This window comes from Pseudomonas sp. DR 5-09 (assembly GCF_001655595.1).
In the GTDB taxonomy this organism is placed as follows: Bacteria; Pseudomonadota; Gammaproteobacteria; order Pseudomonadales; family Pseudomonadaceae; genus Aquipseudomonas; species Aquipseudomonas pharyngis.
The window spans coordinates 4,308,004-4,326,998 of the sequence record NZ_CP011566.1; the positions used below are offsets into that span (position 1 = coordinate 4,308,004).

Annotated in this window: 19 protein-coding genes; 8 read left to right on the forward strand and 11 right to left on the reverse strand. The window is 60.3% G+C overall.

From position 1 onward, the window contains the following. Positions 1-26: 26 nt before the first annotated feature. Together PDR5_RS19275 and PDR5_RS19280 are read right to left on the reverse strand one after the other, a co-directional pair. Positions 27-2,249: a polysaccharide biosynthesis tyrosine autokinase gene (locus PDR5_RS19275; protein ID WP_064598092.1), complete on the reverse strand. Its 2,223-nt coding sequence runs from the start codon at positions 2,247-2,249 to the stop codon at positions 27-29. Positions 2,250-2,287: 38 nt separating this feature from the next. Beyond that, positions 2,288-2,728, reverse strand: a complete 441-nt coding sequence (locus PDR5_RS19280) for a low molecular weight protein-tyrosine-phosphatase (RefSeq protein WP_064598094.1) — start codon at positions 2,726-2,728, stop codon at positions 2,288-2,290. A 290-nt stretch (positions 2,729-3,018) separates the two neighbouring features. On the opposite strand from PDR5_RS19280, the gene PDR5_RS19285 reads away from it, so the two are divergent. Then, positions 3,019-3,963: a hypothetical protein gene (locus PDR5_RS19285; protein ID WP_064598096.1), complete on the forward strand. Its 945-nt coding sequence runs from the start codon at positions 3,019-3,021 to the stop codon at positions 3,961-3,963. Between the two features lie 188 nt (positions 3,964-4,151). Then, entirely contained in the window at positions 4,152-5,078 is a 927-nt protein-coding gene (gene tal, locus PDR5_RS19290; protein WP_039772777.1) for a transaldolase, read from the forward strand. Positions 5,079-5,151: 73 nt separating this feature from the next. Here the strand turns inward: tal and rssC are convergent, their stop codons facing one another. The 3 genes from rssC to PDR5_RS19305 form a co-directional block, all read right to left on the reverse strand. Continuing rightward, the gene (rssC, locus tag PDR5_RS19295) at positions 5,152-5,634 is read right to left on the reverse strand and encodes an anti-sigma factor antagonist RssC (RefSeq protein WP_003226553.1); all 483 of its coding nucleotides are present in this window, start codon (positions 5,632-5,634) and stop codon (positions 5,152-5,154) included. Continuing rightward, on the reverse strand, positions 5,634-6,815 hold the full coding sequence (gene rssB, locus PDR5_RS19300; RefSeq protein ID WP_041475374.1) for a two-component system response regulator RssB: 1,182 nt from the start codon (positions 6,813-6,815) through the stop codon (positions 5,634-5,636). Before rssB ends, rssC begins: the two co-directional genes overlap by 1 nt. 322 nt (positions 6,816-7,137) lie before the next feature. Beyond that, positions 7,138-7,827 carry an MlaA family lipoprotein gene (locus PDR5_RS19305; RefSeq protein ID WP_011335174.1) on the reverse strand — a complete coding sequence of 230 codons (690 nt, stop codon included), beginning with the start codon at positions 7,825-7,827 and terminating at the stop codon, positions 7,138-7,140. 186 nt (positions 7,828-8,013) lie between these two features. Between PDR5_RS19305 and PDR5_RS19310 the strand changes: the two genes are divergently transcribed. Together PDR5_RS19310 and PDR5_RS19315 are read left to right on the forward strand one after the other, a co-directional pair. Next, positions 8,014-8,634 (forward strand): hypothetical protein, encoded by a 621-nt coding sequence (locus tag PDR5_RS19310; RefSeq protein WP_064598098.1) that lies wholly within the window; start codon positions 8,014-8,016, stop codon positions 8,632-8,634. Between the two features lie 108 nt (positions 8,635-8,742). Continuing rightward, on the forward strand, positions 8,743-9,006 hold the full coding sequence (locus PDR5_RS19315) for a DUF4404 family protein (protein WP_039772780.1): 264 nt from the start codon (positions 8,743-8,745) through the stop codon (positions 9,004-9,006). Between the two features lie 64 nt (positions 9,007-9,070). On the opposite strand, the gene queF is transcribed toward PDR5_RS19315, so the two are convergent. After that, a complete protein-coding gene (gene queF, locus PDR5_RS19320; protein WP_064598100.1) occupies positions 9,071-9,901 on the reverse strand; it encodes an NADPH-dependent 7-cyano-7-deazaguanine reductase QueF in 831 nt (276 codons plus the stop codon). Positions 9,902-9,962: 61 nt separating this feature from the next. Beyond that, a complete protein-coding gene (gene copI / locus PDR5_RS19325) occupies positions 9,963-10,496 on the reverse strand; it encodes a copper-resistant cuproprotein CopI (RefSeq protein WP_007951609.1) in 534 nt (177 codons plus the stop codon). A gap of 154 nt (positions 10,497-10,650) precedes the next feature. Here copI and PDR5_RS19330 point away from each other — a divergent pair, with 154 nt between their 5' ends. Together PDR5_RS19330 and PDR5_RS19335 are read left to right on the forward strand one after the other, a co-directional pair. Continuing rightward, a complete protein-coding gene (locus PDR5_RS19330; protein ID WP_011335179.1) occupies positions 10,651-11,331 on the forward strand; it encodes a heavy metal response regulator transcription factor in 681 nt (226 codons plus the stop codon). Continuing rightward, a complete protein-coding gene (locus tag PDR5_RS19335) occupies positions 11,331-12,713 on the forward strand; it encodes a heavy metal sensor histidine kinase (RefSeq protein ID WP_064598102.1) in 1,383 nt (460 codons plus the stop codon). Before PDR5_RS19330 ends, PDR5_RS19335 begins: the two co-directional genes overlap by 1 nt. On the opposite strand, the gene PDR5_RS19340 is transcribed toward PDR5_RS19335, so the two are convergent. The 3 genes from PDR5_RS19340 to PDR5_RS19350 all read right to left on the reverse strand — a co-directional run bounded on the left by PDR5_RS19340 (position 12,704) and on the right by PDR5_RS19350 (position 15,953). Then, positions 12,704-13,948 (reverse strand): lipoprotein-releasing ABC transporter permease subunit, encoded by a 1,245-nt coding sequence (locus PDR5_RS19340; RefSeq protein ID WP_064598104.1) that lies wholly within the window; start codon positions 13,946-13,948, stop codon positions 12,704-12,706. The two genes, PDR5_RS19335 and PDR5_RS19340, sit on opposite strands and share 10 nt — an antisense overlap. Positions 13,949-14,011: 63 nt before the next feature. Continuing rightward, entirely contained in the window at positions 14,012-14,695 is a 684-nt protein-coding gene (lolD, locus tag PDR5_RS19345; RefSeq protein WP_162831788.1) for a lipoprotein-releasing ABC transporter ATP-binding protein LolD, read from the reverse strand. A 7-nt stretch (positions 14,696-14,702) separates the two neighbouring features. Beyond that, on the reverse strand, positions 14,703-15,953 hold the full coding sequence (locus PDR5_RS19350) for a lipoprotein-releasing ABC transporter permease subunit (RefSeq protein WP_039772786.1): 1,251 nt from the start codon (positions 15,951-15,953) through the stop codon (positions 14,703-14,705). Between the two features lie 94 nt (positions 15,954-16,047). Here PDR5_RS19350 and PDR5_RS19355 point away from each other — a divergent pair, with 94 nt between their 5' ends. After that, a complete protein-coding gene (locus PDR5_RS19355) occupies positions 16,048-16,629 on the forward strand; it encodes a PilZ domain-containing protein (protein ID WP_064598106.1) in 582 nt (193 codons plus the stop codon). 14 nt (positions 16,630-16,643) lie between these two features. Continuing rightward, positions 16,644-17,366 carry a glycerophosphodiester phosphodiesterase gene (locus PDR5_RS19360; RefSeq protein ID WP_064381085.1) on the forward strand — a complete coding sequence of 241 codons (723 nt, stop codon included), beginning with the start codon at positions 16,644-16,646 and terminating at the stop codon, positions 17,364-17,366. A gap of 42 nt (positions 17,367-17,408) precedes the next feature. Here PDR5_RS19360 and sthA read toward each other — a convergent pair whose 3' ends face one another. Next, the gene (gene sthA / locus PDR5_RS19365; RefSeq protein ID WP_007953019.1) at positions 17,409-18,803 is read right to left on the reverse strand and encodes a Si-specific NAD(P)(+) transhydrogenase; all 1,395 of its coding nucleotides are present in this window, start codon (positions 18,801-18,803) and stop codon (positions 17,409-17,411) included. Positions 18,804-18,995 lie beyond the last annotated feature (192 nt).

Consider the following 18,995-nt stretch of genomic DNA (forward strand, 5'->3'; position numbering starts at 1 on the left):
ATGCCTGTAAGAACCGTCGCTGAATTTCAGGACTGGTCGGACGCGTATTCGTAGTTGTAATAGCTGCCGTTGCCGTAATAGCTGGCCGCGCGCTTCTCGACGCCGTTGAACACCGCGCCTTTCAACTCGATACCGTTCTGGGCGAAACGCCGGATCGTCATTTCGATTTCCTTGGCCGGGTTTACCCCGAACCGCGCGACGATCAGGCTGATGCCGGCTTCGCGACCGACAATCGCCGCATCGGTCACGGCCAGCAGCGGTGGCGTGTCGATGATCACCACGTCATAGCGCTCGCTGAGTTGCGCCAGCAGGTCGCGGAAATTGGCGTGCATCAACAGCTCGGAAGGGTTGGGCGGGACCTGGCCACGGCTGATGAAGTGCAGGTTGTCGACTTCGACCTTGTTGATCGCCTGTTCGAGGGTGCAGCGCTTGACCAGCAGATCGGACAAGCCGTTGGTGATCGGCGTGTTCAGCGTTTTGTGCAGATGCCCCTTGCGCATGTCGGCGTCGATCAGCACCACGCGCTGCCCGCTCTGCGCCATGACCGCCGCGAGGTTGGAAGAGACGAAGGTCTTGCCGACCTGCGGGCTCGGGCCGGAAATCATGATGCGGTTGTTGGTCGAATCCAGTGCGGCGAAGTGCAGGCAGGTACGCAGGCTGCGGATCGATTCGATAGACAGGTCCGTCGGGTTGCGCAGGGCCAGCAGATACGCCGGCGTGTCCGCCGCGACTTTGGCCCGGACTTTTTTGCTGTCCTCTTCCTGTTGCAGAGCGCTGTAGGGAATCGACGCGTAGACCGGCAAGCCGAGCTGCTCGATGCCTTCCGGCCCTTCCAGGCCCTTGCTCAGGGATTTGCGCAACAGCACCAGCGCCACGCCGACGAAGGCGCCGAGGAAGGTGGCGATCAACACGATCAGGGCTTTTTTCGGTTTGACCGGGCTGGTCAGGTCGACATCCGCCGTATCCACCAGACGCACGTTACCCACAGCGCCCGCGCGAACGATGTCCAGCTCCTGGGATTTGTTCAGCAACTGGGTGTAGATCTGCGAGGCGACTTCGACATCGCGGGTCAGGTTGAGCAGTTCCTGCTGCGTGGCTGGCAGGTCCTGAACCTTGCCTTCCAGCGAGCGCTGTTGCTGGGTCAGTTCACCGATCTGGGTCATCAGCGCGCGGTAGGCCGGGTGCTGTTTGGTGAATTTGCGGTCCATCTCCGCCTGTTGCAGCTTCAGCTCGGAAATCCGCGTTTCGAGCGCCACGGACTGGCCGAGCACCGATTGGGTTTCCATGGAGATGTTCACGGTCTTGCCGTGGGTCTGGTAGGCGTTGAGCGCATCGCTGGCCTTGGCCAGGTCACGCTTGACCTGCGGCAACTGGCTTTGCAGGAAGGCCAGGCTTTGCGCCGCTTCGGCGGAGGTGCGGCGCACGTTCTGATCGACGTACAGCGCGGCGATCTTGTTGAGGATCTTCACCGCTTCGGCGGCGTCGCTGCTGGCCAGGGCCAGACGGATGATGCCGGACTCCTTGCCTTGCTCGGAGATGTCCAGCGCGTCCTGATAACCCTGGATGGTCACGATTCGTGGGTTGCGCACCACTTCGAAACGGGTTCCGGGATTGGCCAACAGTTGCGCGACCTGCCCTTCTACACCGTCCTGGGCGAAGGCTTCGCCCGCCACGCCGTCGACCAGCAGGTTGTCGTTGTCGTCCAACAGCTGAAAGCGATGTTGTTCGCCGGCAATCAGGGTGAGTTTCTTGCCCAGCAGTTCCTTGGGCAGATTGAGCTTGGCAAACTCCAGGCGTTCACCGCCCCAGGCGTAGCTGCTCAGGCCGAAACGCGGCGGCGCGACGCTGAGTTCTGTCTCACCGCGATAGCGCCGGGAAAGAAAGCCGCCGATCAGCGGGAAGGTGTTGGGGGTGACGTCGATGTCCAGGCGCAGATCGTCGACCGTTTTGCCGATCACCGCGCGGGATTTGATGATGCCGATTTCGGTCACCGACGGCGATTGCCCGCCGAGCATGCTGTTGAGGTCGGAAAAACCGAGCATGTCGTTCTTTTTCGGTTCGACCTGCACCAGCGCGTTGGCCAGGTACACCGGCGTGGCCAAAATCGCATAGGCCACACCGGTCATCATGAACGCGCCGGTGAACGCCCCGATCAACCATTTCTGATCGATCAGGCTGCCGAAGATGCCGAGAAGATCAATACTGTCTTGATCGTTGTCGCGGGTGCCGATTACTGACGGTAACTGCATAAGTCTTTCTTACCATTCACTGAACTGAAGAATATTCATCAACGCGCCAGGCGTTGTGCCCATGAGCTAACAGCATCTTCAATCAATGCATGGGCATGAATAAAAGCGGCTTGCCCCTGACGATACGGGTCCTGTATTTCTCGTTCGCTCTGCCACTTGCCCAGCAGAAACACTTTGCCCCTGGCGTGAGAGGCAATCTTCAGTACTTGATTAACATGTTGTTTTTCCATCACCAGAATCAGGTCTGATTCATTGACGATGTCCGCTGTCAGTTGCCGCGCCTTGAACCCTTCGGCACTGTGTCCGCGGTCTTCCAGCACCCGGCGCGCGGTCGACTCCATGCCTTCGCCGACCCGTGCAGACAGGCCTGCGGAGGTCACGCTGATCGCCGAGGGTGTCAGTGCATTGCGCAACAGAAGTTCCGCTGTCGGACTTCGGCAGATATTGCCTACGCAAACGACAAGAATCTTTTTGAACAAGGTTTACTTTCCCGTGTAATGTCAATCGGCCAACATGCCTTGCAAATTCGAATGAACCCGCAAGACCTTCCTTCACTCGGAAATAGATTCACCCTTAATACCGATGCATTAAGTACCACGGCCTCTAAAAGTCCCCCAACCAGAATTACCGGACTAAAAATAACTGTGATTTTCAGGCGAAAGTTTTCCGACAAAAAATAACATTCGTGCACTTAGCATCCTTATTGCCCTCGAAACCTGTGTAACGAGATAACCCTTCGCTAGATGTCATTCTCATCAGGAGAGCCGACATGAAATCAGCACATCTCAAACATCTGGGTGCCGCCGCCCTGTTGACGCTCAGTGCCACCGCGCAGGTTCAGGCCAGTACGCTGTTCCCGTCATTGCCCACCCGAACCATTGGCGTTCAGGTCAAGATCCAGAACTTCACCCCGGCGGACGCCGAGCAGATCAAAGCGGCCGGATTCAGCTTTGTGCGCTTCGGCGTCTGGAGCGACAGCCTCGGCGGCAAGACCTATCAGAAACAGATCAGCGATGCGTTTGCGACGGCGCGGTCCGCCGGGTTGCCGGTCTTGATGACCGTTCGCGCCACCAAACCGTTGACCGGTGATCTGACGACCGCCGGTGAAGCCTTTGCCAACGCGGTGAGCGGGCTTGAGCAAGCCTGGAGCGCGCAACTGGTGGGGATCGAAATCTGGAATGAGCCGGACCTCGACACCTACTGGCCCACCGGAGACTTCAAAAACACCTTCGTGCCTTTCATGACGGCCATGTGCAAGACGCTGCAGGGCAAACCGCAATCGACGCCTTTGGTGGGCTTCGGTTTTGCCCGTCCGCCGACGGCCGGCTCCGCCTCGACCGTGGCCCTCAACAGCATCCTCGGCACTTATCCTGAGTGCCTGGACGCCATTTCCTATCACCCCTACGGCATGACCGCGACGCAGATCAGTAACGCGCAGACCTTCATCCAGCAAAACTTCCGTCTGCCGGGCGTTATCAGTGAATGGGGCGTCTCGGCGCTCGCCTCCAACGGCGGACCGGAAGGGCAAGCCAGTAAAATCGCTGCGTTCATCGCCGATGTTAAAAAACTCAACATTCCGCTGACGTCGATTTACGAATGGAAGAACAGCGAGTCGGGCAGCAACGACCGGGAGAAGAATTTCGGTCTGCTGACCTCCGACGGCCAGCCGAAACCGGCACAGACGGCGGTCTCGACTCATTTGAACGCCGATTAAGCGGTACAGCGGGTCAGTTGCTTTGAACCTGTGGTTCTTTTTGGCATCGTATTGATCGATAACGCGCCCCGCCTTTCAAACAGCCGTTTTCAGGTTGTTGCCGCCGGGGCGCTCGATACGCCGACATGCCCTTGAGTGGCTGTCGGTGCTCGGGTAATGTCACCAGACCCATAGGACAGAGCACGCTCATGACTTCCAAGCTGGAACAACTCAAACAGTTCACCACCGTCGTGGCCGACACCGGCGACTTCGAAGCGATTGCCCGGGTCAAACCGGTCGACGCCACCACCAACCCTTCCCTGCTGCTCAAGGCAGCGGCCATCCCGGCTTACGCCGAACTGCTGAACGCCAGCGTCGGCGACTGCAAGGGCGATGTCGGCCTGGCCAGCGACCGTTTCGGCGTGGCGGTCGGTCAGGAAATCCTCAAAGTGATCCCGGGCCGTATTTCCACTGAAGTGGATGCACGCCTGTCGTTCGACAAGGACGCAGTGCTCAAACGGGCCCACCGCCTGATCGAGCTGTACGACAAGGCCGGCGTTGGCCGTGACCGCGTACTGATCAAGATCGCCTCGACCTGGGAAGGCATCCGCGCCGCCGAGATCCTGGAAAAGGAAGGCATCCAGACCAACCTGACCCTGCTGTTCTCCTTCGCTCAGGCCGCTGCCTGCGCCGATGCCGGCGTCTTTCTGATCTCGCCGTTCGTGGGCCGCATCTACGACTGGTACAAGAAGGCCAACGGCAACGACTACACCGGTGCCGACGATCCGGGCGTGCAGTCCGTGACGCGCATCTACAACTACTACAAGGCCAATGACTACAAGACAGTGGTCATGGGCGCGAGCTTCCGCAATCTGAGTCAGATCGAGCAACTGGCCGGCTGCGACCGCCTGACCATCAGCCCGGATCTGATCGAGAAACTGGCGGCCGACACCGGCAAGCTGGAACGCAAACTCGCTCCGGGCCATGCTGGCGAAGCGCGCCTGAGCCTCAACGAAGCGCAATTCCGCTGGTTGTCCAACGAAGACGCGATGGCCACCGAGAAACTGGCCGAAGGCATCCGTCAGTTTGCCCGCGACCAGGAAAAACTCGAGGCGCTGCTGCAAGCCAAGCTGTAATCAGCCGAGCGCAAACGCAAAAAGGGCGAACCCTCACAGGTTCGCCCTTTTTTGTGCCTTGCGGTCTGGCTGATCAGTGCCGTTCGAGGGCATTCACCAGGTCATGGAAGGCTTCGCGGTTGGAGTCGTTCAGGCCCATGAGGATCTTGTGCGCTTCGAGCACCTTGATCCGCACCACCTCTTCCGACTGATCCTGATCCGGCAGGTCATCAAGGCATTCCGGGCACGGCACGGGATGGTTGACGATATTGAACACCTGCTCGAAACCCATCGACTGCAACAGACGGGTGATGTCCTCGTGGGTGGTGACCACGGTCGGCAGCAGGCCGACCTTCTGCCGCGACAGGATCGACAGCTTGGCCAGCAGGCCCAACGTGGTGCTGTCGATGCTGCGGGTTTCGGTCAAATCGATCACGATCGCGTTGAAATTCAGCGCGGTGAAGATTTTTTCAATAGTCGCATCCAACGCCGAACACAGGGTCAGGCGAACTTCACCGACGAACTTCAGGACGAAGGTGCCGTCCTGCTCGGCGAACTGGATTCTACCGGTACTCATCAAAGATTCCTGCTCAACACCAACAGGGCGATATCATCCGGCATCTCCCCTAGCGTGGCCAATCCAAAAACCTGCCGCAGACCATCCAGGCTGCCGCCCGCCGACTTCACCTTTTGCGGTAAAGCGGCTTCTTTCTCTTTGAGTGTGGGCTCTGGCAAAAGATCCAGAATGCCATCAGACATCAGCGTCAGGCTGAACGTCGGTGGCAGCTCGAGCACGTGGTCTTCGTAGGTAGCTTCGTTGAAAAGCCCCACCGGCAGACCGCGCCCCTCGAGGTAGCGAACACTGTCAGGCGTGTACAACACAGGCAACGGCAGATGGCCGCCGATGCTATAGGTCAACAAACCGGTCTCCTCGTCGATGACTCCACCGACCATTGTGACGTGTTTACCCAGCTTACAACTGATCAGCCCCCGGTTGATATGACCGAGGACTTCCGAAGGCTTGAATTCCGGCAGCGTGCCGTTGCGCTTGGATTCGAACAGCAAGCGCGTGGTCATGAACTTCAACAGCACGGTGACGAACGCCGAAGAGGCGCCATGACCGGACACATCCGCCAGATAGAACGCCACCCGGCGCTCGTCGACCCGGAAGTAGTCGACAAAATCACCCGACAGGTACAGCGACGGGATGATCTGGTGCGCGAACCTGAATTCGTCGATGGCCCACGGACTTTCCGGCAGCATGTTCATCTGCACCTGGCGACCGGCGTTCTGGTCTTCCTGGAGCAGGTTCAGGCTGGCTTCGAGTTCGCGGTTGGCCTTTTCCAGTTTCTCGCGGTAGCGCTGGTTTTCCAGCAGCAGACGTGCACGATCCAGGGCCCGGCGCACGGAGTGCTCGAGCACAGCCAGATCTTCGAGAGGCTTGATCAGATAATCCGCCGCGCCCAGGCGCAGGGCCTCGACCGCATCGTTCATCACGCCGGCACCCGAGACCACGATCACCGGTGTCTGCGGCGACCGCTCAGTGACCTGACGGATGAGTTCGAGACCGCCCATCTGCGGCATGCGCAGATCGCAGATGACCAAGTCGGGCGTGTCTTGCTCGAATACCTGAAGACCCTGCTGGCCGTTACTGGCCTGCAAGACGCTGAAACCACTGTCTTCCAAATAGGCCGCGAGGCTCGCGCGCACTACTTCGTCATCATCGATTATCAGCAGCGTGGCACTGGTTTTTGGCATGTGGGCAAACGGCGCCAGAATTAGGTTGGCGTAGCAGGCGGGGCAATGGCCCGGCGCAGACTACTGGATTCGCTTTCTAGCCTCTCTGCTGCACCGCTTCGGAGCATTCGCGCCGCACACGGTTGCACCAGAGGTGCCCTTCTAAGGCGCAGACGGTACTCCCATCCTTCGAGCGTTTCAAGCATGCGCCGATGGTCGCTTGGAGACTTTGTTTGTCAAATCACTCGCAGTTATAAGAACGGCTTCAACCGTAACCCAATCATTGGACGCGCCCACAAAAAAGGCGACCTCGCGGTCGCCCTTTCATACCGATCAATCGAGATCAGAAATCGTCTTCAACCTGCCCGTCCTTGACCTTGAACTCGCGGTTCTGCAGGTAGGCGTTGCGGATGAAGGTGTACTTGTCGCCGCTGATCAGCTTCTCGCTGGACAACAGGCTGGCGCGGGTGTCGACGATGTTCAGGCCGAAAATCGAGTTACGCACTGGCACGTCGTTGATGTAGCGATACGGGCCGGTGAAGCTGTCGACGTACTTGGACGGCGCGTCACGCAGCGTGCTCGGGCCCATCAGCGGCAGCATCACGTAAGGACCGCTGCCGACGCCCCAGTAGCCGAGAGTCTGGCCGAAGTCTTCGTCGCTGCGGTTCAGGCCCATTTTGGTGCCGACGTCGAAGAAACCGAGCAGGCCGAAGGTGGTGTTGAAGATCAGGCGAGCGGTGTCGACGCCAGCGGCGGCCGGTTTGGCCTGAAGAATATTGTTCGCCAGGTTGGTGACATCACCGACGTTGCGGAACATGTTGTGGATGCCGTCTTCCAGGAATTGCGGAGTAACAAATTCGTAACCCTGCGCCAGCGGCTTCAGCGCATAGGTATCAACGAAATCGTTGAACTGGAAAATCGGACGATTGACGCTTTCCCAAGGATCTTCTTCCGTTGCGGCCTGAGCGGCGAACGGCACCAGCATTACGCTGGCACATACACAAAGCTGAGCAAGAGGATGGCTCCAGCGCATAGAAAACTCCTTGGATAGTACGGACGCAGCACCTGGGCCGCGGCGATTAGTGCGTCAGTATAAGACGGAAACGGCGCTTTAGGCAGTTCCCCGGTGAAACCCGCTGTAGGACGCTTCGTCATTCACCTGTCACGTAACTGTCACCGCTGACGCTTAGCCTGATCGCTATTTCAGGGACGTTTTTCCATGCCTCAAGCCGAAGCCTTGCCCCTCGCGGCACCGACGCTGACCGCCGTGCTGTTCGGACTCAGCGGCTGTCTGGTGGACTTCGGCGCCCGCGCCCGCCATCAGACCAGCATCGGCCCGGAACACGCCGACGTGACACCCGGCGCCCTCGACAGCCTGCGCAGCCTGCAGCGCCAGCAAATTCCCTGCGCCTGGCTGGATGAGTTGTCCACCGCGAGCACTCAGGTACTGGCATCGGCGCTGCCAGACTGGATCAAACCATCGCAATATTCGGCAACAATCAATCCTTGGCCGGCGCCCAACGCCTGCTGGCAAGCGTTGATGGGCTTGAATGTCGATCGCCTCGACGGTTGCGTACTGGTCAGCGGCGAACCGCGCTTGCTGCAATCGGGCCTCAATGCCGGGTTGTGGACCATCGGCCTGGCGTCCTGCGGTTCACTGTGCGGCCTGGCGCCGAGCGAATGGCAGGCCCTGAGCCAGAAGGAACGCGAACAACTGCGCGGCAAGGCGACCGTGCAACTGTTCGGCCTGGGCGTGCACTCGGTGATCGATCATCTGGGCGAGCTCGACACCTGTCTGGCGGACATCAGCCTGCGTCGCCTCAAAGGCGAAAAGCCCTGACCGGGATCATGCAGGTTGGACAAGAGTGGATTAGTCTTAAGGAGAGCCATAGACCTTTGGCGCGCGGCTGCGGTCTATGCCAGTGCCTCTCGATAAAAGGAAACAACCATGCCCGCTCAAGAACTGCAGAAACAGCTCAATGCCCTGCGCGAGCAACTGGATCAAAATCCTCCGCTGACCGAAGCCGAGCGCGCTGATCTACATGCCCTGATGGAACAGATCGAACTGGAACTTGAACTGGAAACCAAAACCAAGGACTCCAACATTGCCGATGGCGTGAACCTGGCCGTTGAGCGCTTTGAAGTTGATCACCCCACCATCGCCGGCACACTGCGCAACATCATGAATTCCCTGGTCAGCATGGGCATCTGAGACCCCGCGAATGCAAAAAAGCCCTGCCATCACTGGCAGGGCTTTTTCATGTCCGCGAGGCGGGTTACTGACGAACCAGACGGTGGTTCGGCAGTTGCACGCTTTCAGTGCTGCGGTACGGGTTGATGTCCAGCCCACCCCGGCGTACATAACGCGCAAACACCGTGAGTTTTTCCGGTTTCAGCAGGCGCTGCAGATCAAGGAAGATCCGCTCCACGCACTGCTCGTGGAAGTCCGAGTGCTGACGGAAGCTGACGATGTATTCCAGCAGGCTGGCGTGATCCAGCGCCGCGCCACGGTATTCCACCACCACGCTGCCCCAGTCGGGCTGGCTGGTCACCGGGCAGTTGGATTTGAGCAGATGGCTGTGCACGCTCTCCTCCACCACGCGCGAATCGTCGCAGCGCAGCAGTTCAGGACGCGGATGTTCGTAGTTGGTGACGCTGATGTCCAGATCGTCGATGCACACACCCGGTAACGCCACGACGCCTTCAGCTTCGACGTCTTTCAGGCTGCGAACCCGCACGCCCACCGGTTTACCGGCAGCAGCGGACAGATCCTTGACCAGCGTCGCTTCCAGGCTCGCGATATCGGCGAATGGCGTCTGGTTCAGCGAGTTCAGGTACAGCTTGAACGACTTGGATTCGATGATGTTCGGCGAATCCGCCGGAATGCTGAACTCACCGATCGCCACCACCGGTTTGCCCGACGGCAGCAGCCACGACAGCTCGAAGCAGTTCCAGAAATCCACGCCTTTATACGGCAGGGTTTCGGCGGTCAGGCCCAGCTCGGCCCATTTCGCGGTGCGCGGAATCGGGAACAGCAGGGACGGCGTGTACGTGGCGATGTATTCGCTGGATTTGCCCAGCGGCGAATGTTCGGCTGCGGGATGCATGGCGGAAACCTGACTGAAGAATCAGCGGATTCTACCAGCCTTTGCTCCCGCCTTTGAGTGCTTACTGACTGACAGTCAGTTTGCCGACCATTCCGGCCTGGTAATGCCCGGGAATGTTGCAGGCAAATTCCAGGTTCACCGCTTTGCTGAAGGTCCAGGTCAGTTCGGCGGTCTTGCCCGGCTCCACCAGCACGCTGTTGGGGTCGTCGTGCTTCATGCCATGCCCCATCGAGCCGTGATCCATGCCCGCCATGTCGTGGGACATTTCCTTCATGCCGGTCGGCGTGAGCATGCCGCTTTGCTGCATCTGTAACATTTCCTGCTGATGTTTTGCATGCATCGCCGCGTCGCCGAGGTTGAATTCGTGCAGCAACTGGCCTTTATTCACCAGCACAAAACGAACGGTCTCACCGGCCTTGATCTCGATCGCCTTCGGATCGAAGCTCATGTCGCCCATCACCACTTCAATGCTGCGGGTGGCCTTGGCCGCCGGGGCCGGCTGGCCGAAGTCATAGGTGTGCGCCGGCGACGCCCACAGCGGCGAACTCAGCGCCAGCAAACACGCGGCAAGGGCCAGACGGTTGCGCAAAAACATAGTCGTACTCCAACAATTCAAGGTTCAGCCTGTGGGAAACTCTAGCCCGCCTGCGCTGGCAGCGACCTGACAGGCAGATTACAACTTTGTCAGGTTGGCGCCCGCCGCGTTCGCCCACGGTATAACGTCCTCGTTCCCGCTACCCGAGTTGCCCATGAAACTGCTGATCGTCGAAGACCAACCCAAAACCGGCCAGTACCTGCGCCAGGGCCTGACCGAGGCCGGCTTCAACACCGAACTGGTGGCCGACGGCACCACCGGCCAGCAATTGGCGTTGAGTGGCGACTATGCGCTGCTGATCCTCGACGTGATGCTGCCCGGACGCAACGGCTGGCAAATCCTGCAAGCAGTGCGCAGCGCCGGTCTGGAAACGCCGATCCTGTTTTTGACCGCAAAGGACACCGTTGAAGACCGTGTGCATGGTCTCGAACTGGGCGCCGACGATTATCTGGTCAAACCGTTCGCCTTCTCCGAATTACTGGCCCGGGTGCGCAGCCTGTTGCGCCGCGGCAGTTCCACACCTCAGGAAACCAGCCTGCGTCTGGCCGATTTGAGCCTGGACCTGATCCGCCGCCGGGTCGAACGCAGCGGCCAACGCATCGACCTCACCGCCAAGGAGTTTGCCCTGCTGGAAATGCTCCTGCGCCGCCAGGGCGAAGTGCTTCCCAAATCGCTGATCGCCTCGCAGGTCTGGGACATGAACTTCGACAGCGACACCAATGTGATCGAAGTGGCGATTCGTCGACTGCGCCTGAAGATCGACGACGACTTCCCCAACAAGCTGATTCACACCGTGCGCGGCATGGGTTACGTCCTTGAAGAGCGTGCCGACTGATGCGCCGACTGTCCTTGAGCGGTCGGCTGGCGCTGTTGTTTGCAGGCTGCACCGCAGTGGTTTCGCTGGTGGCCGGGGTCGTTTTCAATCGGGCCAGCGAGGGCCACTTCGTCGAGCTCGACCAGCAACTGCTCGAAGGAAAACTGCTCAGCGTGCGTCAGACACTGCTGAGTGGCAGCGACGCCGCGCACATCACCGATGAGTTGAGCCAACAGGGCGACGTCTCGCTGCGCATCAGCGGCCCTGAGGGCCAGCGCTGGTTTGGGCGCTCGTTGCATACCCCCGCGAACCTGCCGCAGCAACCCGGCCTGGCCACCATCAACGACAACGGCACCGACTATCGCCTGCTCAACGCCGCGCTTGAACCGGGAAAACCCGATTCACCGCAGTTGACCTTGCTGCTGGACATCACCCACCACCAGCACTTCCTGCAACGCATGCAGCATTTGATCTGGCTGACCGTCGGCCTCTCGGCGCTGGCCACCGCGCTGCTCGGTGCTTGGGCTGCCCGCAGCGGTCTTCGTCCGCTACGCCGCATGAGTGCCGTGGCCCGTGGGATTTCGGCGCAATCGCTGAATGCCCGACTGCCGGAAGCGCGGATGCCTGCAGAGCTCGCGGAATTGGCCCACAGCTTCAACGCCATGCTCGGACGCCTCGATGACTCTTTTCAGCGGCTGTCAGCGTTCTCCGCCGACATCGCCCATGAGCTACGCACACCACTTTCCAATCTGCTGACCCACACCCAGGTCACCCTGACCCGCCCTCGCCCCCTCGAAGACTATCGCGAGGCATTGCACAGCAACCTTGAAGAGCTGCAATGGATGGCGCAACTGGTCAACGACATGCTTTATCTGGCCAAGGCTGACCACGGCTTGCTGGTGCCCAAGCGTGAACCACTGGAGCTGGCGGAAGAAGCCGACGCGTTGCTGGAGTTTTTTGCGCCGCTGGCCGAAGACGCTCAGGTCAACCTGAGTCGTGACGGTGCGGGGCAGCTCGAGGGGGATCGCCCGATGTTGCGCCGGGCGCTATCGAATCTGCTGGATAACGCGTTGCGCTTTACCCCTGCAAACGGCGAGGTGCGCATTCGGGTCACCGAGCAGGCTAAATCCTTGAGGGTGACCGTGGAGAACAGTGGCGAAGGGATTTCTGCGGACTTGTTGCCGCGTTTGTTTGACCGTTTCTACCGTGCGGACCCGGCGCGCCAGGAAGGCAGCAGCGAGCATGCGGGATTGGGGCTGGCGATTACTCAGTCGATCATCCGGGCCCATGGCGGGCAGATTCATTGCGAATCGGCTCAGGGCTGGACTCGGTTTGTGATTGAGTTGCCGAAAAGGATTGAGGCCGGCAATGCCGGCCTCAATGGGGGGGGAACTTACGAATAGCGCAACGCGTGCGCCGGTTCGATCTTTGCCGCCCGCCATGCCGGGTAAACCGTGGCCAGGAAGCTGAGGATGAAGCCCGCCGAGCAGATCAGCAGCACGTCGCCGCCCTGCAATTCCGATGGCAGGTTGCTGACGAAGTACACGTCCGAACTGAAGATGTGCTGCCCGGTCACCCGCTCGACCCAGCCCACCATTTCACTGACGTTCAGCGCCGCAATCACGCCCAGCACGCCACCAATGATGGTGCCGACGATGCCGATCACCGTGCCCTGCACCATGAAGATCGCCATGATCTGCCGTGGCGTGGCGCCGATGGTGCGCAGGATCGCGATGTCCGCGCCCTTGTCGTTCACCACCATGATCAGTGTCGCAATGATGTTGAACGCCGCCACCGCGACGATCATCAGCAGCAACAGGCCGATCATGGTTTTTTCCATCTTCATCGCGCTGAACAGACTGCCCTGGGTATGGGTCCAGTCGTCAGCCTTGAAGTCGGTGCCGAGGCCGGTGGCAATGTCCGATGAAACCTTCGGCGCAGCGTACAGATCCTTCACCGCCAGACGCACGCTCTGCACCTGATTCGGCTCCCAGTGCTGCATGGTCGCGGCGTCGGAGACGTGGATCAGGCCCATGGAACCGTCGAGTTCGGCACCGACCTTGAACACGCCGACCACGTTCAAGCGCTGCATGCGCGGAGTGATGCCGCCCGGTGCGGTGCTGACTTCCGGCACGATCAGGGTGATCTTGTCGCCGACGTTGAGGCGAAAACGCCGAGCGGTGATTTCGCCCAGCACTACGCCGAACTCACCCGGTTTCAAGGCATCGAGACGACCCTGAACAATGTGCTGAGCAACGATCGACACCTTGCCTTCCTGAGCCGGGTCGACGCCGCTGATCTGGATCGGCTGCATCATGCCCTTGTAGGACAGCATGCCTTCCATCTCGGTGAACGGCACGGCGGCGGTCACTTCCGGGTTCTTCATCGCGGCGGCGGCCACTGGCTGCCAGTCGTCGATCGGCTTGACGCCGACGATGGTCGCGTGAGGCACCATGCCGAGGATGCGCGAGCTCATTTCGCGCTGGAAGCCGTTCATCACCGACAGCACCACGATCATCGCCAGCACGCCGAGGGCGAGGCCGATCATCGAGGTCATCGAAATGAACGAAACAAAGCGATTGCGGCGCTTGGCGCGGGTATAGCGCGTGCCGATAAAGATCGATAACGGTCTGAACATTCGCTGGGGCACCGTATAAAAATAAAAGACCCGACGCCTTTTCAGGCATCGGGTTTCAAGCCGTCAGATGGGGGTCAGGCAACCTTCCTGCAGTTGCAGGACGCGGTCCATCTGGCGAGCCAGGTTCATGTCGTGAGTCACCACCAGAAACGCCGTGCGCATCGAAGTGCTGAGTTCCAGCATCAGATCCTGAATGCCTTCGGCGGTATGGGAGTCGAGGTTGCCGGTCGGCTCATCGAGCATCACCAGCCCTGGATTGTTCACCAGCGCCCGGGCGATGGCCACGCGCTGGCGTTCGCCACCGGACAGCTCTGCCGGTTTGTGCTCCAGGCGATGACCCAGGCCGACCCGTTCCAGCAACGCCGTGGCACGCTGACGTGCTTCCGGGATCGCGGTCTTGCCGATCAGCAGCGGCATGCAGACGTTTTCCAGCGCGGTGAATTCCGGCAGCAGGTGGTGGAACTGGTACACGAACCCGAGGGCGCGGTTACGCAGCAGGCCACGCTTCTTCTCGCTCAGCGCCGACAGCTCTTCACCGTCGAGCCAGACACCGCCCTTGGTTGGCGTGTCGAGACCGCCCAGCAGGTTGAGCAAAGTACTTTTGCCCGAACCGGATTTGCCGACGATCGCCACCCGCTCACCCGGATGCAACTCCAGTTGCAGGTTGGCCAGCACTTCCACCGACTCCGGGCCTTCCTCGTAGGACTTGCCCAGGTTGCGGCAGCTCAAGATTGCTTTTTCACTCATGCCCGACTCACTCATAACGTAGCGCCTCCGCCGGCTGGGTGCGCGCGGCACGCCAGGCTGGATACAGGGTGGCGAGGAAACTCAGGACCAACGCAGCGGCGCAGACCATGACCACGTCCTGGCTCTGCACCTGCGACGGCAGGTAATCGATGAAATACACATCGGCGTTGAGGAATTTGTGTCCGATCACGCCTTCGAGGGCCGAAATCGCGGCGCTGACGTTGAGCGCGGCGAAGATCCCGACCACGGCGCCGATGGCCGTGCCGACCACGCCGATCACCGTGCCCTGCACCATGAACGTGCGCATGATCGTGCCCGGCGTGGCGCCCAGTGTGCGCAGAATGGCGATATCGCCCTTCTTGTCATTCACCACCATCACCAGCGTGGAAATGATGTTGAACGCGGCCACCGCGACGATCAGCAGCAACAGCAGGCCGATCATGGCTTTTTCCATGCGGATCGCCTGATACAGGTTGCCGTGGGTACGGGTCCAGTCGCGGGCGTAGTAACGGTCTTCGCCGAGGCGTTGGGCGATGTTCCACGCCTCACGCGGGGCCTGGAACAGATCGTCGAACTTCAGGCGCAGGCCCTGCACCTGATCAGGCTTCCAGCGATGCATCTTCGCCAGATCCTGCAGGTTGGTCACGCCCAGATAGCCGTCCAATTCACCGGCGCCGACATGAAAGATGCCGACCACGGTGAAGCGCTTCATGCGCGGGAACATCCCGGCCGGGGTCACACTGACCTCCGGCGCGACGAAGGTGATCTTGTCACCGAGGCCCACGCCGAGCTTGGTCGCGGCCTTGTCGCCAATCACGATGCCGAAGCTGCCCGGCGTCAGATCGTCGAGTTTGCCCTGCTTCATGAAGTTGTCGATGATCGAGACGTTGCGCTCCAGCGCCGGGTCGATGGCATTGAGCAACACCTTGGAGACCTGGCCGTTGTTGGTCAGCAACCCCTGCATCTGGGTGAACGGCGCGACGGCCGCCACCTGCGGGTTCTGCTTGACCTTGGCGGCCAGGCTCGGCCAGTCGTTGATGGCTTCACCGGACTCGATGGTCGCGTGGGGCACCATGCCCAGCACGCGGGTGCGCATCTCATGATCGAAGCCGTTCATTACCGACAGCACCACGATCATCACGACCACGCCAAGGGCGAGCCCGATCATCGAAGTCAGGGAAATGAATGACACAAAATGATTGCGACGCTTTGCACGGGTATAACGCGTGCCGATAAATACGAAGAGAGGTCTGAACATGTCGGGGCTTGTTCGGAGGGAAAAGGAACGTCCTTGTGGCGGGGGTCGATAACCAGCTTTACACTCAGACCACCGCCGCTACCATGGGTTCGCCATGTCGACATTAGATGAAGAAGATCGCCGCGAATACTACCGTATCGAGGACACGATCGCACTGGAAATTCGGCCCCTGTCCGCTCCCGAAGCCGCAGGCCAGGAAGTGTTGCAGGATGCTTCTCCACTGTTCAACCTGCTCAGCGAACTGCACCTGAGCGAATTCGAGTCGCAGCACCTGCTGCGCCAGATCAGTGAACGCGACCGCGCCATCGCGGCGTTCCTGAAATCCCAGAACAAACGCATCGACCTGCTCAGCCAGGTGGTCGCCCTGACCGTGCTCGGCCATATCGGCGAGCCGCAACCGGTGATCATCTCCGAGGGCGGCATCGACTTTCAGCACCCTACCCCGATCGCCACCGGTGCGCACCTGTCGGTGAAACTGGTTCTGATGCCCCAGGCGCTTGGCCTGCTGCTGCGCGCCCGCGTGACCCATTGCGACCGCAAGGACGACGGCTACGACGTCGGCACCGAGTTCGAACACCTGACTGACGCCCAGCGCCAGTTGCTCGCCCGCTATATCTTGCAGAAGCAGGCCCAGGAACGACGTCTGGCCCGCGAACAGAACGAATCAGGCATCTAAATTAAGGAAGAACCGTGACCCTTATCTACGGCCACCGCGGCGCCAAGGGCGAAGCACCGGAAAACACCCTGAGCAGTTTTCAGGAATGTCTCAAGCACGGCGTTCGCCGTTGCGAGCTGGACCTGCACCTGTCCAAGGACGGCGAGCTGATGGTCATCCACGACCCGACCCTCAAGCGCACCACCGACCGGCGCGGCAAGGTGGTCGAGCACACCGCCGCCGAGCTGGTGACCTACGACGCGCGCAAGGGCGGTCCGGGCTGGATCAAGCCATGCCCGATTCCAACGCTGGAAGAACTGTTCGAAAAGTGTGATTTCGAGCACTGGCAGCTGGAAGTCAAAAGCGCTTCTCGCACCCGCGCCGCGACCACCGTGCTGGCGATCCGTGAAATGGCAGTCAGACACGGGCTGCTCGACAAGGTGACAATCACCTCGAGTTCGCGGGAAGTGTTGAAGGCTGCACTGGATCTGGTGCCCGACGTATCGCGCGGCCTGGTGGCCGAATACGCCTGGCTCGACCCGTTGAAGGTCGCACAGAGTTACGGTTGCGAGATTCTGGCGTTGAACTGGACGCTGTGTACGCCGGAACGCCTGCAAAAGGCGCAGCGTCAGGGGCTGCATGTGTCGGTGTGGACCGTCAACGAGCCTGCGCTGATGCGCAGACTCGCCGACTTCGGCGTTGACAGCCTGATTACAGACTTTCCCGGTTTGGCCACTGCCACCCTCGGGAATGGCTGAAATCGGTCTCCCCGGCCGGCTCAGGCCACCGGCCGGAGCCCGTCAAAAAAGCCGGTTGAGGCCGTCGTACGCCGCTACCCGATAGGCTTCGGCCATGGTCGGGTAGTTGAACGTCGTGTTGACGAAGTACTTCAGGGTATTCAGCTCGCCCGGCTGGTTCATGATCGCCTGACCGATGTGCACGATCTCCGACGCCTGATAACCGAAGCAGTGAACGCCCAGCACTTCGAGGGTTTCACGGTGGAACAGGATCTTCAGCATGCCTTGCGGCTCGCCGGCGATCTGTGCCCGCGCCATGCTCTTGAAGAACGCCTTGCCCACTTCGTACGGCACTTTGGCCTGGGTCAGCTCCTGCTCGTTCTTGCCGATCGAGCTGATCTCCGGAATGGTGTAGATGCCGGTCGGCACGTCATTCACGAAACGCCAGCTGCCATTGTCGACGATGCTGCCAGCGGCCGAACGACCCTGGTCGTGGGCGGCACTGGCCAGGCTCGGCCAGCCGATCACGTCACCGGCGCCGTAGATGTTCTGCACGCAGGTGCGGTAGTTCTCGTCGACTTCGATCTGGCCACGACTGTTGACCTTGACCCCGATGTTTTCCAGACCCAACTGGTCGGTGTTACCGGTACGACCGTTGCACCAGAGCAAGGCGTCGGCCTTGATCTTCTTGCCGGACTTCAGGTGCAGAATCACGCCGTTGTCCACGCCTTCGACGCGGTCATATTCTTCGTTGTGACGCACAGTGATGTTGTTGTTGCTGAAGTGATAGCTCAACGCCTGGGAGATTTCCGAGTCGAGGAAGCTCAGCAACTGGCCGCGGTTGTCTACCAGCTCGACCAACACACCCAGACCGCTGAAGATCGAGGCGTATTCGCAACCGATCACGCCGGCGCCGTAAACGATCAGTTTGCGCGGGGTGTGACCGAGGCTGAGGATGGTGTCGCTATCGTAGATACGCGGGTGATGGAAATCGATGTCCGCCGGGCGATAAGGACGCGAACCGGTGGCGATGATGATGTGCTTGGCCACCAGTTTCTCGACCACGCCGTTGGCGCAGACCACTTCGATGGTTTGCTCGTCGGCGAAGCTGCCGGTACCGAAGAACACGTCGACGCGGTTACGGGCGTAGTAGCCGGTACGCGAAGCGACTTGTTTGGAAATGACTTTCTCGGCGCTTTTCAACACGTCCGGGAAGGAGAACCAGCGCGGCTCGCCGATCGCACGGAACATCGGGTTGGTGTTGAACTGCATGATCTGCCGCACCGAGTGACGCAGGGCCTTGGACGGGATGGTGCCCAGATGGGTGCAGTTGCCGCCGACCTGGCGACGGCTGTCGACCATCGCCACCTTGCGCCCTGCTTTGGCGGCGTTCATTGCCGCGCCTTCTCCCGCCGGGCCGGAACCCAGCACCACCACGTCGTAGTTGTAGACAGCCATGCGTACTCCTCAGAACAGGCCGCGATGCCAGCAGCACCGGCGGCTAAATCACGCCGAACGACGGCGCGAAGGAACAATTGGGGGCCAGTAGAAAACCCGGACACAGTCTATAGAAGCGTCAACGCCGCGCACATTAACCCTTGGTCGCGTCGTAGGCTACTTTTGCATGCACTACAACGCCAGCTTTCGTAC

Excerpts from the sequence above, each read along its gene's own strand:
- PDR5_RS19275 (WP_064598092.1), bottom strand. The coding sequence starts at position 2,249 with ATGCAGTTACCGTCAGTAATCGGCACCCGCGACAACGATCAAGACAGT.
- PDR5_RS19285 (WP_064598096.1), top strand. The coding sequence starts at position 3,019 with ATGAAATCAGCACATCTCAAACATCTGGGTGCCGCCGCCCTGTTGACG.
- tal (WP_039772777.1), top strand. The coding sequence starts at position 4,152 with ATGACTTCCAAGCTGGAACAACTCAAACAGTTCACCACCGTCGTGGCC.
- rssC (WP_003226553.1), bottom strand. The coding sequence starts at position 5,634 with ATGAGTACCGGTAGAATCCAGTTCGCCGAGCAGGACGGCACCTTCGTC.
- rssB (WP_041475374.1), bottom strand. The coding sequence starts at position 6,815 with ATGCCAAAAACCAGTGCCACGCTGCTGATAATCGATGATGACGAAGTA.
- PDR5_RS19305 (WP_011335174.1), bottom strand. The coding sequence starts at position 7,827 with ATGCGCTGGAGCCATCCTCTTGCTCAGCTTTGTGTATGTGCCAGCGTA.
- PDR5_RS19310 (WP_064598098.1), top strand. The coding sequence starts at position 8,014 with ATGCCTCAAGCCGAAGCCTTGCCCCTCGCGGCACCGACGCTGACCGCC.
- PDR5_RS19315 (WP_039772780.1), top strand. The coding sequence starts at position 8,743 with ATGCCCGCTCAAGAACTGCAGAAACAGCTCAATGCCCTGCGCGAGCAA.
- queF (WP_064598100.1), bottom strand. The coding sequence starts at position 9,901 with ATGCATCCCGCAGCCGAACATTCGCCGCTGGGCAAATCCAGCGAATAC.
- copI (WP_007951609.1), bottom strand. The coding sequence starts at position 10,496 with ATGTTTTTGCGCAACCGTCTGGCCCTTGCCGCGTGTTTGCTGGCGCTG.
- PDR5_RS19330 (WP_011335179.1), top strand. The coding sequence starts at position 10,651 with ATGAAACTGCTGATCGTCGAAGACCAACCCAAAACCGGCCAGTACCTG.
- PDR5_RS19335 (WP_064598102.1), top strand. The coding sequence starts at position 11,331 with ATGCGCCGACTGTCCTTGAGCGGTCGGCTGGCGCTGTTGTTTGCAGGC.
- PDR5_RS19340 (WP_064598104.1), bottom strand. The coding sequence starts at position 13,948 with ATGTTCAGACCGTTATCGATCTTTATCGGCACGCGCTATACCCGCGCC.
- lolD (WP_162831788.1), bottom strand. The coding sequence starts at position 14,695 with ATGAGTGAAAAAGCAATCTTGAGCTGCCGCAACCTGGGCAAGTCCTAC.
- PDR5_RS19350 (WP_039772786.1), bottom strand. The coding sequence starts at position 15,953 with ATGTTCAGACCTCTCTTCGTATTTATCGGCACGCGTTATACCCGTGCA.
- PDR5_RS19355 (WP_064598106.1), top strand. The coding sequence starts at position 16,048 with ATGTCGACATTAGATGAAGAAGATCGCCGCGAATACTACCGTATCGAG.
- sthA (WP_007953019.1), bottom strand. The coding sequence starts at position 18,803 with ATGGCTGTCTACAACTACGACGTGGTGGTGCTGGGTTCCGGCCCGGCG.